At 44.8% G+C, this 14,040-nt stretch carries 9 protein-coding genes and 1 other annotated feature (1 of these 10 only partly in view); of the genes, 2 read left to right on the top strand and 7 right to left on the bottom strand.

Annotated features, from left to right (window positions below; genetic code table 11):
* Positions 1-132: a sequence feature (ribosomal protein L20 leader region), on the bottom strand (it extends 40 nt beyond the left edge of the window).
* Positions 133-223: 91 nt separating this feature from the next.
* Positions 224-1,456, bottom strand: a complete 1,233-nt coding sequence (locus ACRRU2_RS10910; protein ID WP_432501610.1) for a glycosyltransferase family 2 protein — start codon at positions 1,454-1,456, stop codon at positions 224-226.
* A gap of 495 nt (positions 1,457-1,951) precedes the next feature.
* Between ACRRU2_RS10910 and ACRRU2_RS10905 the strand changes: the two genes are divergently transcribed.
* Positions 1,952-2,503: a phosphatase PAP2 family protein gene (locus ACRRU2_RS10905; protein WP_331697210.1), complete on the top strand. Its 552-nt coding sequence runs from the start codon at positions 1,952-1,954 to the stop codon at positions 2,501-2,503.
* Between the two features lie 83 nt (positions 2,504-2,586).
* Here the strand turns inward: ACRRU2_RS10905 and ACRRU2_RS10900 are convergent, their stop codons facing one another.
* From ACRRU2_RS10900 to ACRRU2_RS10890, 3 genes are all read right to left on the bottom strand, one after another.
* Complete coding sequence (locus ACRRU2_RS10900; RefSeq protein ID WP_432501511.1) at positions 2,587-3,990, bottom strand: SulP family inorganic anion transporter; 1,404 nt, start codon at positions 3,988-3,990, stop codon at positions 2,587-2,589.
* 324 nt (positions 3,991-4,314) lie between these two features.
* A complete protein-coding gene (locus ACRRU2_RS10895; protein WP_432501508.1) occupies positions 4,315-4,902 on the bottom strand; it encodes a DNA-3-methyladenine glycosylase in 588 nt (195 codons plus the stop codon).
* Between the two features lie 56 nt (positions 4,903-4,958).
* A complete protein-coding gene (locus ACRRU2_RS10890) occupies positions 4,959-9,602 on the bottom strand; it encodes an S-layer homology domain-containing protein (protein WP_432501505.1) in 4,644 nt (1,547 codons plus the stop codon).
* Positions 9,603-9,832: 230 nt separating this feature from the next.
* Between ACRRU2_RS10890 and ACRRU2_RS10885 the strand changes: the two genes are divergently transcribed.
* Positions 9,833-11,227 carry an extracellular solute-binding protein gene (locus tag ACRRU2_RS10885; protein ID WP_432501503.1) on the top strand — a complete coding sequence of 465 codons (1,395 nt, stop codon included), beginning with the start codon at positions 9,833-9,835 and terminating at the stop codon, positions 11,225-11,227.
* 129 nt (positions 11,228-11,356) lie between these two features.
* On the opposite strand, the gene ACRRU2_RS10880 is transcribed toward ACRRU2_RS10885, so the two are convergent.
* The 3 genes from ACRRU2_RS10880 to trmB form a co-directional block, all read right to left on the bottom strand.
* Complete coding sequence (locus ACRRU2_RS10880; protein WP_432501500.1) at positions 11,357-12,226, bottom strand: SDR family oxidoreductase; 870 nt, start codon at positions 12,224-12,226, stop codon at positions 11,357-11,359.
* 215 nt (positions 12,227-12,441) lie between these two features.
* Positions 12,442-13,224 (bottom strand): arylamine N-acetyltransferase family protein, encoded by a 783-nt coding sequence (locus tag ACRRU2_RS10875; RefSeq protein WP_432501497.1) that lies wholly within the window; start codon positions 13,222-13,224, stop codon positions 12,442-12,444.
* Positions 13,225-13,313: 89 nt separating this feature from the next.
* On the bottom strand, positions 13,314-14,018 hold the full coding sequence (gene trmB / locus ACRRU2_RS10870; RefSeq protein WP_331697217.1) for a tRNA (guanosine(46)-N7)-methyltransferase TrmB: 705 nt from the start codon (positions 14,016-14,018) through the stop codon (positions 13,314-13,316).
* Positions 14,019-14,040: the final 22 nt, after the last annotated feature.

Below are 14,040 nucleotides of genomic sequence, written 5' to 3'. Positions count from 1 at the left end.
TAACCGTTAATTATTATGCCTTCCTGCCAAACCAAGCTTGATGCTCAAATGGCAAAGCATATATTGTGATCGATTATCGCTAACCAGACAGCTTAGCCGAAAGGTGAGAAGCGGGTGCTTCTGCTTGTGCGTATATCCTATTCAACTGTTGTACTGGATTAATGTATCACAGTTCAACATTGATTGTCAATGCTTTTACTTTATTTTATTCAGGTGCTATAGATTACTTGCTCTGTACCTCTTCAATTCGCAGAACGCGGGTATGCTGTGTGTGGCTCCACGTTTTATTGTTCTGGGTGAAAAAGGCATAAAGCGTAATCGGCCACCATGTTATCAGGAATACCGGCAGCGTCAGCAGATGGGCATACATCCTTTTCGATTTGACACTCTCCAGCTTCAAAGCAACCGGGAACTGCAGCACTGTCGCTATTACAGCAATTGCAACGAGCCACCATGGCAAATGCTCATAAATCGATTGAATGACGTTAGGCCCCGGAATGGCGATGTCTATCCACAGCCAAATTGTCAGCAGGAAGCCAAGTAAAGTATTATATACCGAAATCGTATATATAGCTGCGTCAAATTTCGTAATATTCCGCTCTTTAATACTTGCCCAGAGCAATGGAAAAAAATAATTCCGCGCTACATTGAAATGACCCTGCATCCAGCGAAGCCGCTGCTTGGCAGACGCGCGAAGCGACACCGGCTTCTCATCGTAAACCTTGGCATCATAATTAAGGACCGGATAGATGCCGCGCTGCACGCAGCGCATGGAAAATTCCAAATCCTCTACCAGACTGGTTGCGCCCCAACCCATTTCCTTCAGCAGCTTGGAATCAAAGCACATTCCCGTACCGCCCAAAAAATTGCTCATATTAAGGTTCTTACGGGAAAGCTGCCATAATCGGTTGCAATACCAGTACGTTATGGCGTATGCGGCTGTAATCCATGAATCTTCAGGATTTTTCGTATCCAAATAGCCTTGGATCACTTGCTTGCCCTCACATAAATCATCATTCATATGGCGCAAGAAATCCTGTGCAACCAAATTGTCTGCATCAAACATTACAACGGCATCATATTGCTTCGGCATGCTCCACAATTCTTTAAGCATCCATTCAATTGCATAGCCTTTGCCGCGCTGATTCGCATTCGTGCGCACACAAGCGTTCACGCCATGCTCTCTTGTTATTTCAGCAGTACGGTCTGTACAATTATCGCAGATAACGAAGATATCGTACAGTTTGTTTGGATAATCAAGCTTTTTTAAATTTTCGATCAATGCGCCGATAACCTGCTCTTCATTATGAGCTGCAACGAGCACAGCGAATGTTTTTTTAGGAGCATGCTTTTTCCGGCTTTTGTTTTTCATCAGTCCAAACATGGATAAGCCGAACTGATATACAGCAATAAAAACGAGTAACACTTGAAGCACTACAAAAATTACTGAAAAAATCATATGGCTCTGCCCCCTAGACCCTTTCTCTGTTTGCATCATCACTCCTTCAAGAAGGAGGCGGCAATTTTTTGTACAGAGATTTTTGTTATTGTTCCCCTTGTTTACATTTCCATCACAAAAAGAAGTTGTGATCAAATTTTCCACGCAAACGACTTCTTTGTCAAAATTGGAAATTGACTTGTTTTTGTTTTTTTTGGTTAGAAAAACGCTTGCATGGCTATAAAACAAAATGCATACCCCTATTTTCTTCTTCTCAGTCTTATTCTCAACCATTTCCTGTTTTTTTAGCACTATTATCCTAAAAAAATAGCGGAGTATGATAAATCTTTAATATTGTGCTTCTTTTCTATGTTTTTTAACAATAAGTTTATACTCAACTAACCAATGCTTGATACAATATAACCATGAAGCAGCAGATTGAAACACCTTTCTGCGCAAAAGAAAAATTAATTTTATTTTATGGAAATGCATCTTAAAGGAGATGAGCGGAGCATGAACAAGTGGAGTGCTAGAATACAAGCGGGAGAACGAGGCTTATTTGCCGTTGCTCATCGTAGAAGCTCTAATCCATTCATCGATAGATGGCTGCATTTCATCACACATGCAGGCGGAGCGACATTCACTTTATCCAGTTCATTGCTCTTAGCTTGGCTGGCCCAAGACAGCTGGAGACTTTCGGCATGGCATGCTTTCGCAGCCGTTGTGCTTAGCCATCTTCCTGTATTTATAATTAAACGGGTCTTCAAACGGCTTCGGCCTTATCAGGCGCTTGAGCAAGTGTATACGGTAAGCAAGCCGCTAAAAGACCCTTCCTTCCCATCTGGACACACGACTGCGATATTTGCCTGGCTGACTCCGTTCGTGTTGGGCAGTGGTGCCGCTTGGCCGCTTGTATGGCCGCTGGCGGCGCTGCTAGGTTTATCCGTTGCCTGGTCAAGAATTTACCTGGGTCTTCATTATCCGTCGGACGTTGCAATGGGCTGTATAATTGGGGTTGGCTCCGCGATCATCGTCGTACAGTTAAGCCTCCCGTTCCCGCTTTAATTGCATCGCTGTCACTTAAAAAAGGCTGATCTGCTGTAGTTGATCTACGGCAGGTCAGCCTTTTATTACCAAATGAGTAAAAATTAATGAAATGATTGCCCTGATAATCGAACTTTTTTTCCTTTTTCTTCTAGACGAAGCACGATTTTATTTATTGTTTGCCTGGCTGTTTGGTCCCAAATATGCGCCTTTTCAAAATCCAGACATACTTTCCTGGATTCATCCGCAAAATCTATCCGCTCCAGTAAAGCATCGCTGGATACAAAAAACAGCTGCCCCTGCACGCGATAAATCAACTCATCCTTATGTTGGTCCTTATATACCTGCAATTGTGTGGCTGAGCGGTAAGCATACAGAAGCGCACTGACGATCACGCCGACCAATACGCCGATTGCCAAATTATGAGTTGCAACTACAATAGCAATTGTCAGCAGCATAATAAAGGTATGGGCTGCCGGCTTCCTTCGAATTTGCACAAAATATTTCCAGTCGAAAATTTCCATACAAACCATAATCATAACGCCTACTAATGCAGCAATTGGAATAATGTTCAAAATATCATCCAAAATAAATACGAGCAGCAGAAGCATCAAAGCCGCCACAAGCGTTGAAAGCCTTCCCCGGCCGCCTACTTTAATATTAATCGCCGATTCCGCAATCAATGCGCAGCCTGCCATTCCGCCGAAAAAGCCTGTTACCGTATTGGCGATGCCTTGCCCTCTCATTTCCTTATCCTTGCTCGTCTTTGTATCGGTCATTTCATCAATAATAGTTTGTGTAAGCAGTGTTTCAGAATAACCGACGATCGCCAGCGATAAAGCAGTAGGCAAAATAATCCATAGTGTCTCCCACGTATAAGGGATCATTGGAATATGGAAGAAAGGCACTGCGGGTTCGATCGTAGCCAAATCGCCTACCGTTTGCAAATTGCCGTTCATGAGCATCGCCGCAATCGTCATGAAAGCTACCGCTATAAGCGGTGACGGAACCGCTTTGAAAAACTTAGGAATAGTGTAGATGATGATCAATGTGCCGATGACCATCGCATACATAAGCCAGGATTGACCGTCAAAATAACGAAGCTGCGCAATAAACACCAAAATGGCCAGTGAATTAATAAATCCGGTGACGACAGAATGGGGAACGAAGCTCATCCAGCGTCCCATCTTGAGCACACCCATTAAATATTGAAGAAAGCCTGTTAAAATCGTAGCTGCAAATAAATATTCAACGCCATGCTGAGCGACTAGCGCCGTCATAAGCACCGCCATCGATCCAGCGGTGGTCGAAACCATGCCTGGCCTGCCGCCAAAAAACGAAATTAAAATCAAGATGGAAATAGAAGAAAATATGCTGATCATCGGATTCACGCCCGCGATGAAGGCAAATGCCAACGAATCTGGAATTAGCGCTAGGACAGTCGTAATGCCGGCTAATATATCGGCTCTCACATTTGAAAACCAGTTTTGCTGTATTCGGTCAAGCATCAAAAAGCTCCTTTATCTGTCTGTTATTACATAAGCTGCTTGCCCGGCATTGCAATAGCCAACCGATTCGCCAGCATAAGTAAATTCACTTAACTCTTTTTTGTGCTACAGCATTTTATTATAGCACTCTAGCAAAAAATATAAATATCCAGCATTAAATTTTTATAGAGCTGTCGCTTCTCCAGTATCAATCGTAACCATGCAAAAAGCCCCTCCTTGCAGTAGAAGCATCCAGCTTTACTGCTAAAGAAAGGCTTTGAAATTTAACAAGTACAGCTCCGAAACAGCTATGTGATTCTAATTCTAAATTATCGGTATCTGATCTTATTTGGATACGAAAGGATTGCCCGCTTCCCAAAATCGATAGGGAAGATCCTTGGCTTCGCCGCTGTTCGGAATGCCGATTCTTGGTCCAGCCGCTATCTGCTCGACAGCTCTGCCGTCTGCAATATAGAGCGGGCGCTCGCATAGACTCAAGCCATAATCCGTCATATCGATGCCCAGCGCTTTCGTTAATTTCCCTGGTCCGCTGGTCAAGTTATGAAGCTTCATGCCGAGTCCGCGCCGTTCTTCCATCAGCTCGATGCCGATATACGGCTCCACCGCCCGGATCAGCACCCCTTCCGGCGTGCCTGCCGGCTGGCATACAATATTAAGCAGGCAATGCGTATGCATCGTATGCGTGTATGCATGCCCTGGCGGACCATAAAGCACCTCGGTTCTTGCCGTTCTGCGATTGCCAAAGGCATGTGCAGCCCGATCAGTTAAACCTTTATAAGCCTCAGTCTCGACGATCCAGCCTGCTGCTATCCCCTGCTCGGTTTCCTTCACAAGCAGCATGCCCAGCAAAGCTTTGGCCATTACTATTGTTTCTCTTTGAAAAAACTCCGCCTCCACTGGCTGCAGCTGCATCCATCTCACTCCCAGAAAATTTTATTTATTATAACATTCTGGGACAAGGATTGAAATTATGGAACGAATATGCGCTGCAGCAAAGCTGCCGCTTCAGCTCTTGTTGTTATGCCGTGAGGAACGAATTTATGCTCGGTGCGGCCGTTGATCAGCTTAAGAGTTGTTGCCGCTCTTACGTAGTCAAGCGCCCATTCGGATATTTCCGCTTCATCGCTAAAAGCCGTCAGCTTGCTGCCGTCAAGCTCTCCGCCAAAGTTGATAGCATATGCGCGCATTAATATAACAACCATTTCTTCTCTTTTTATGCTGCCATTTGGATCAAATTTAGCTTCGCTCTTTCCTTTAACAAGACCCGCCGCTACTGCCTTGGCTACAGCTTCTGCATACCAGTCGTCCTTCGATATATCGGTAAATGCCAATTCCGTTCTTTCTTCAAGCTTTAGTGCTCTTACAATTAAAGAAGTAAACTCTGCTCGGGTAATCGAGCGCTCTGGCGAGAAGGTCGACAGGCTCGTGCCTGTAATCATATGCTTTGCAGCCAGCAGCTCAATAGCCTCTTTTGCCCAATGCGACTCAGCTACATCAGTAAAAAACTTATTGTATTCCAGGAATGCATACTTGCTGAAATGGTAAATACTAGCCGAAAGTACGCCATTTTGCACGGTTCCGCCTATAAATTCTAAGCTGCCATTATCTTTGATATAATAAGCTCCAGCCCGCTTCGGATTCAAGCTTGAATCCAGCTTTACATGAATAGCAAGCGGCTCCTTGAACTGCGCCAGGCTTATGCTATTTCCATCTTTGGCAACCCAGGTAAGACTAAAATCATATATGCTGCCTGCTAGCGAAGCAGAGCTGAAGCGCGCCAGCTGTTCCATCAGTTTAGCAGCCGCATCCCCGGTCAGCTTAGCTATATTCAGCTCAATTAAACTGTCTGCCAGCTTTGTGCTATCTGCTTGCTGCAGCAATTGCTCCAGCACTGACGAAGGTATATCCAACATGAAATCCTCTCTTTGCAGCTGCAAGTGTTTCGAACCAAGCACCTCGGCTGCATTTACAGGCAAAATAATTTGATTGACAGATTCAGGAACGGCAATGAGCACTGCTTGATCGCCCGAAGCTTGCTGCAACGCTTTGCTGCTTATAACAAGCTGCTCCCCATTTACATTAATGCCAGACGTGTCTATCACGATAGGAGGACCGCCTATACTTGCAGCCTCAAGCGCCGCTATCTTCGCCTCGGCAGCAGCCAACACATTTAGATTCGCTATATCTTCTTCCAAGGCGCCTAATTCGATAGCTTCCGTTACTTTCGCCCGTGCTGCAGCTACAGCCGCTTTATCTGACAGCTTGATTGCTGCAGGCAAAGCATCGATCGCTGCAATCGCTTGATCAATCGCCAGCTCAAGCTCAGTCGCTTCCCGCCAATTGATTTGGTATTTCAGCGAAGATTTTCCGTCTGGCGCAGTTACATGAATCCGAATAACGCCTTCAGCCTCACGCCGGTCATCAATGCTGACTGTCGAGCCTTCTTGCACCGATGAGGCTTCAATAACGACTGGACCTAAAGTCTTCAGCTCATAATTCAAAATACCCGGCGAAAATCCTGTCATCGTTTCCCCGTCTACAGTTATGGAGGACAATGTTGCATCCGTTTGCGGAATCGCGATTTTGGATAAGCTGACCCCTGCATCCGGTGCGTAATAAATGCTTCCATCGATACCAATCGTCATACTGTTCAAGAAATTGTCCACGATTACTTTATATTTCAATGTCTCTGGCTCGATTGCAATAATTTTGCGCGATAGCGTCGTATACAGCATGCCGTCTGGCGCCCATCTCAGATGATATGGCATCCATTTGCTAGTATTATAGGTGCTTGGACGGATCACTTTACTTTTTACAATTTCCATCGTAGACACGTCCATAGCAAAAATTGTTCCTTCAACAGCTCCCCAAAGCAGTCCATCCGGACCGAAGGACAATTCACCTATCATTTTTGGCGTTTTATCAATACCGGGAATATTCAAGGTTAGCTCTTTAATTTTTCGTTCGCCTTCCACATCCCAAACAAATAGTTTTGCTTCAGGCTCGGAAGGATCTATGCCTAGTCCTCCCCATACCGAAGTACCGCCATATAGTAACCCGTCCTTATAAGCGAGGCCAATAATGCTTTGGTTATTTACAACTTGATTGTATTGAGACCAGGTATCTGTTTGTTCATCATATATAGCCAGCGCGCCTCCCAAGACTCCGTAATCCGGCACAGTGCCTACGAATAGCTTGTTATCGCCGGACGTTATAGCAAATGGGCGGTCCTGATGCGAGATTTGATACTCCAGCTCCGGGTTTTTGTTAAGCTCGACCGGCTTTTTCGGATCAAAGCTGTACATGACAGCTGCAACATAAGTACCGTAATAAACTTTATCATTCAAAAAGCCGATTCCTTCCGGCTGGGCAAATGAAGATATATTCACATCGATTTGATTCGTAAAAGGATTATAAATGCTCATGCCGCGCTGATAACCGCCCATATACATTCTGCCGTCAATTCCCGTCTCAACGCCTTGAATGCGTACAGGCTGCGGATCAATCTCAAGCTCGATAAGGCTTACCCAATTATCAACAGGGTCATACAGCATGTATTCCCCATATTGCGTAACCATTGCAAGCACCAATTTCCCAGCCTTTTCGCCGCTTTTTGGCGTAATCCAGGACAGATCCTTGACACGCGTCGTATCCGGCAACGGAATCGAAAGTTGAATCTCGGTCGATTTCTTCGCCGCAATATCATATTTATATAGCTTTGTTAAATATTTATAGTAAATCAAATTCGGGTCTTCAGGATAAGGCTCCGAAATCATATTGCTGTATTGGAATTCACTATCAATCGTATTCGTATCCAAATCCAGCACGACCATGTTAATTGTACTTACAGATACGAACAACTTATTTCCAACTTTAAAGACATCAGCAATCGAATTTGTTTCTCCGCTGTGGCCTGGAATTTGGATTTCTGTTTTTTCACCTGTAACACGATCCACTTTAAATAATTGCACGGTCGTTCCAAGACCTGCGTAAATATACTGCTCATCTACAGCAATTCCGCGCACATATTGTTGGCCCAGCTGGACCGTTCCGTAGCTGCGGAACTTCTGGCTCGCGATATCATACTCAAACAGCTTTCCGTGCGTCTTACTGTTATAAGTGCCGCCGTAAATTTTGCCGTCTATTTCTTCAATATCCCACACCCAATTGTCAGCCGTGTTGTAGCCAAGGCTTTCCACCCGCTTCTCCGCCGGCAAATAGCGATACAGCTTGCCATCCCCTGTACCTGCAAAATAAACATTTTTATCTGAGCCGACTGTCATCGCCCACGTGGCCTCGGTATTCGGAATATCCTCTTTAAATTTCATAACTCCAGTTTCCCCGTCCAACACGTAAAAGGTTCCTGGCAAACCATTCGTCACGAAATATACTTCATTCTCGCCCTCGGCATTTGTCTGAACAGCCCCAGCTTGCCCTAAATTCACTTTAACCATGGGACCAAGATCTACTGGTGCGCCATAATTACGATCAAGGGGTTCTTCAGGAGGCAGCAGCGTAAAGGATAGATCATCGAAATATGCCTCCGTGTTGCTGACTCCGCCAGAATATAGCGCAATTTTGGCATATGCTGCTCCGGCCGGAACAGTAGAAAACATGCTCATTTCGGTCCACACTTTATTGCCGAGCGTTACAGCGCCAAACGAATCGGTTTTCGCATCCAATTGCGTACCTTGCGAAGAGTAATAATATACTTCGCCTACAATATTGTGCGACTGCTCAATCACGTAGACATACGCTGATGAATACAGTGAATACCCTTCCTTGACAGCAAATTTATCACTTATAACACGCAATCCGTCTTTATCGGAGGAATCTTTAAAATACAAGCTTTGCGGCGCGCTGCGGTAAACTTCTGTACTTAACTCAAACTGTCCATTTGTGCCGCTTCCCAGTGTCCAGCCCGGGATGCTGCCATTGTCAAGCGGCAAGTCGAAGCTCGGGTTGCTCAGTTCAGTCGGAATTTCTTCCGGCGGCGCTGGCGAGTCAATATTAACGCTGAATTCATCTACATAAAGCTTCGTTAAACTGGGAAAACCGGAATATAGGCCAACTTTGATGTAGGCAACATTGTCAGGCACTGTTCTAGTGATCGAAATTGGATGCCACGCGCCTATAGGTACATCTTTTTCTCCATATTGTACAAATTCTATTGGCTGCACATCCTTGCCTGCAGCAGTATAGTAATGAATAACAGGCTGAATTCCGTGAGTTTGATCTCCTTTAGCCGACCTGTACACATAAGCAGATGCTGTTACAGTATCACCCTCCGATACTGCTATCGGGTTGCTTAGAACGCGAAAGCTTCCTGCGGGGCTAGTACCGGAAGTTTTATCCCAAAAAAGCATGCTATAATTGCCATTTCTCTTTATTTCACTGCTAAGCTCTATTGTTCCGTAATCTGCTGTTGCCGGATCTACGCTCCAACCCGGAATTTGATCGTCTACAGGCTCCAAATCAAAATTTGGGTTCAACAATTGCGATGCAGGCATCTCTGCGGCCGTTACCGGTTTCGACCCAAAAGGGAGCGCTCCCAAAATAAGAGAAAAACAAAGAGCGATAGCCGTCCAGCATGTTAATCGATTTTTCTTCATCTCGTCACTTCCTTTTTAATTTTTAAATCACAAAATAATATGTCGTTTGCCTCCTTCATGCTTTAGTATAACAACTGTATCATATCTGTATCATATCTCTTATGATACATGACTTTAGTAAGCGCTGTCAACGCGATTTTTAAAGGAGTTTTGGACATTATAACCATTATTACTTATAATGATGTAAATAATTAACTATCGCATTACCCATTATGAAAGGAAGAATATCGTTGCAATCTAAACCCAGCCGTACTACATTTCACGATCGTTTGGAAGAAATGGTTCATTCGCTGCGCACTGAAATCGTTACAGGAAAATGGCAAGGCGGCGATTTTCTCCCATCCATCCAGCAGCTAGGCAAGCAGTACTTTTTAAGTGTCAATTCTGTCCAAAAAGGACTGGATCAGCTAGTCGAGGAATCATTAATAGAAAGACTGCCCCGAGTTGGCATCCGTGTCAAGGAACGTACTGAGCATGCCGTAACAACGATCACGCTAGGCTACTACCCTTCATTAAACAGTGACGCTGATTTTACAAGCTTAATCGAGCTCTTTCAAATCAAATACCCGCATATTCGCGTGCAAACTATACCGCTTCAATATGAGAATTATTATGATACTACTGGCTATTACTTGAAAAATGAAATAGTAGACGTACTCGCTATTAACCAAATCAATTTTCAACAATATGCCGAACAACATGATAATCTGGGTGAAATCTTTGAGCCAATATCAGCAGCTTCAAGCATCTATCCCTACTTGCCTTCCCTGTTCCAGCAAAACAATCAGCTTTATGCTCAGCCGTTCATCTTTTCACCTGTCATATTATGCTATAACAAAAAACAGCTGCAGGAACAGCTGATGCCTGAGCCTTCTCACGATTGGACTTGGGAGCAATTTATGGTGTTTATTCATGCACTCGAAAAGAAGGACCCTGCCAAGCTGGCCTTTTACTTTTATCCTGCTACAAACAACAGATGGCCTATCTTTTTACTGCAAAGCGGCATAAATTTCCAGAATGACAAGAGCGAGAGAGCAGATTTCTCAGATTCTGCCGTTATAGACAGCATTCAGACCTGCTACGATTTGATTCATCGCCATAATCTGTTCTCTAATCTGCTGATGTCTGAAAATGATATAAATGTGGAGCAGCTGTTCGCTGAACAGAAGGTATCCATTATGATGACGACCTATTTTAACTTAAATAAGATGCAGCATATTGATTTCCCGTTTGATATCGCTCCGCTGCCCTATGTTCACACGCCGCGCACCTTGCTCCTCTCGATTGGATTTGCAGCAAACCGCAAGTCCAAACAGAAGGAAGCAGCCAAAGCTTTTATTAGTTTTATGGCCTCTTACGAGGCTATGCTCCATGTACGTCAGCGTACCTATAGCATTCCCGCGCATATGCAGGCCGCAGAGTGGGAGGGCGAGGAACGAGCCTACCGGCCGCAGCAGTTTGAACTGTACCGGCAAATCAGCCATACGTTTGCTTCTTTATCCGACTTGCATTTAAAGCAGGATGAAAGCAAGCAGCTGTTAAATATAATGAACAGGTATTGGATGGGGATTGAGGGGAAAGAAACGCTTATCGCGCGATTAAAAAACGATTTAGGCGTTTATTGATGCATGATAAAAAAGGCAAACGTACAAAACTTATATAAAAAAGCTCTGTCGCATAAAAGCTGCTTTCCAGCACTTTTTACGAACAGAGCTTTTTTCGGTTGTAATTTCTTTTACAAAGCCACGGATGAATTAACCATTTACAACTTCCCCACCATTAATATGCATCACTTGACCCGACACGAAGCTGGAGTCGTCACAACCTAAATACACATAGGCTGCAGCCAGCTCATGCGGCTGTCCTGCCCGCTTCATCGGCGTATCGGACCCAAAAGTAGTGACAGCCTGCGCGTCGAAGGAGGCAGGAATAAGCGGTGTCCAGATCGGACCAGGCGCCACTCCGTTTACTCTGATGCCGGCTCCGGCCAAATTTGCTGCCAGCGCTCTAGTAAAGGATACTACAGCACCCTTCGTAGAGGAATAATCAATTAACGTTGGACTGCCCCGGTAAGCAGTTATAGAAGCTGTATTAATAATAGCAGCCCCTTGCTTCAAATGCGGCAAAGCAGCTTGAGTCAAAAAGAACATCGCAAATACATTTGTTTGAAAAGTTTTCGTTAATTGCGCAGCTGTTATATCCTCCAGCTTTTGCTGAACATGCTGCTCTGCAGCGTTATTGACTACAATATCCAGCTTGCCGAACCTGTCGACGGCCTGCTTTATAGCTTGATTGCAAAAGGCCTGATCGCCCACATCGCCGGCGAGCAATAAGCATTGCCCTCCAAGCTGGACAATCGCTGCCTCCGTCTGTTTGGCATCCTCATGCTCGTTCAAATAAACAATGCATAGCGATGCACCCTCCTTGGCGTAAGCAATGGCGACAGCGCGCCCTATGCCGCTGTCTCCTCCAGTAATAATCGCTACTTTGCCTGAAAGCTTCCCTGCAGCTTTGTAGCTTGCAGATTCGTAGACAGGCAGCGGATTCATTTGCGCCTCAATGCCGGGCTGCTGGTTTTGATGCTGCGGCGGAAATTGGGGCTGTTGAGCTTGCGAATTAGTCATAAAATCACTCCTTCTTACCTATATACCCCTACTATTTCCCAGTTAAACGACTATTACTCCTTGCACAATAAGCTGAATGTAGCAGCTTGCTTTTGAACAATCATTTCTATTAATCAACATTATCGCTATTTCCTAAAGCTCCGCGACAATAAAAAGCCTATGAGCTGCTCTGACCGATCCAGGCTGCTCATAGGCGATATAAAACCGATTGCTATTTATTTGATAATGCCAAAATAAGTGCGAAGCGCATCCTTATACTCTTCTTCCGTGCTTGGCGTAAACGTGTCAACACCTTGGTCGGTGAAAATTCGAAATTGATCGCCGGCGATCGTATTGCGTCCTTCCCTGGTTCGTACAGCTGCCATTTTAACCTGGGTAAAGATGGAATCTGGCGCATGCTCACACCAATAAGATGCCATATAATAGTCCTTCGCTAATTGAGGCTCTTCGGTAAAAGAATAGATGCGGCTCCACTGCCCGTGCTTCAGCTCGCACAATACCCAGCCAAAGTATGCGTCCCGCTCCAAACGATAGCATTCATCTCCTTGCTGGCATTCTTTTAGCTCCTCCATTAACACTGGCGTTCGGGGAACAATGCCACCTACGCCTACATCGCATAAGTACTTTTCATCATTCAATTCCACCATAATGACATGATGACGGCGCTTCGGCGGCGTATTCGGCTCGTCCCGCCAAAAACGGGCGAACAAATCCGTTACCTTATAGCCAAGCTCTCGAAGCAGCCAGCCGAATAAGGCGTTCAGCTCAAAGCAGTAGCCCCCGCGTCTGCGCACAACGATTTTGTCATATAAGTCCGAAATTTCAAGGGAAAGCGGAACGCCATCCAAAATATCCAGATTCTCGTATGGCACCGTATGAAGATGGCAATCTTGAAGCGCAAATAAAGTCGTTTCACTTCCGTCTAATGGACCCGAATAACCAATTCTTTGCAAATAAGCATCAATCTGAGGAGTAGGCTTACCTTTTTGTTCATTCATCGCATTATCTCCTTTGATTATGGCACGGCAATGGCTGCCTTTCCCACAGCTAACCAGATGTGCTTTGCTTTTTTTAATTGTTACAAAGGTCAGTGCTTGTCCTTTTCCTCGCGGTGCTTGCGCAGCGCTTCTGCCCCGATTACAGCCTCCAGACGGTAAATCGGCATGCCTTGCTCCATAAATTTCATTTCGTATTCTGTAAAAACAAGATCCTCTCGCGGACCGTCTTTATGCAGATGCAAAGAAATATTTCGCAGCACAAGCTCCAAATCAGTAAACGAGTTAAGTGAAAACTCAAACAAAGACATCGAATCGGTTTTGAAATGGATTTCTCCACGATCATTAAGAATTTGTATATATTTTTTCAAAAAGTTTTGATGCGTCAGCCTGCGTCTTGCATGCTTGCTCTTTGGCCAAGGATCGCTAAAGTTCAAATGAATGCGCTCCAGTTCACCGGGCTCGAACATCGTTTCGATATGTTCAATATTAGCACGCAGCAGCGCTAGATTTCGAGCTTCAGAAATGCCAGCCTCCTCGCGTAAAGTACGGGCCTTTTCGCTTGCGCGGCGAAGCAGCTCATCGTATATATCTACACCGATAAAATTAATATCCGGATGATTTACGCTCATTTGTGCAATAAATCTGCCTTTGCCCATGCCAAGCTCTACATAAATCGGATTGTCGTTGCCGAAAAACTCGCGCCATCTTCCTTTGTACGCACTGCCGTCGAGCACGACTAGTTCCGGTTGACTTTCCAGACTTTCGACTATACCTTTTCTACCTCTTAAACGCATACTGTTTTATTCCTCCAATTAA

Source organism: Paenibacillus sp. GXUN7292, from assembly GCF_050864975.1.
Classification (GTDB): Bacteria; Bacillota; Bacilli; order Paenibacillales; family Paenibacillaceae; genus Pristimantibacillus.
The sequence above is the reverse complement of the archived record's forward strand: the minus strand, read 5'-3'. Positions and strand labels throughout refer to the sequence as shown.

Excerpts from the sequence above, each read along its gene's own strand:
- ACRRU2_RS10895 (WP_432501508.1), bottom strand. The coding sequence starts at position 4,902 with ATGCAGCTGCAGCCAGTGGAGGCGGAGTTTTTTCAAAGAGAAACAATA.
- ACRRU2_RS10905 (WP_331697210.1), top strand. The coding sequence starts at position 1,952 with ATGAACAAGTGGAGTGCTAGAATACAAGCGGGAGAACGAGGCTTATTT.
- ACRRU2_RS10900 (WP_432501511.1), bottom strand. The coding sequence starts at position 3,990 with ATGCTTGACCGAATACAGCAAAACTGGTTTTCAAATGTGAGAGCCGAT.
- ACRRU2_RS10890 (WP_432501505.1), bottom strand. The coding sequence starts at position 9,602 with ATGAAGAAAAATCGATTAACATGCTGGACGGCTATCGCTCTTTGTTTT.
- ACRRU2_RS10880 (WP_432501500.1), bottom strand. The coding sequence starts at position 12,226 with ATGACTAATTCGCAAGCTCAACAGCCCCAATTTCCGCCGCAGCATCAA.
- trmB (WP_331697217.1), bottom strand. The coding sequence starts at position 14,018 with ATGCGTTTAAGAGGTAGAAAAGGTATAGTCGAAAGTCTGGAAAGTCAA.
- ACRRU2_RS10875 (WP_432501497.1), bottom strand. The coding sequence starts at position 13,224 with ATGAATGAACAAAAAGGTAAGCCTACTCCTCAGATTGATGCTTATTTG.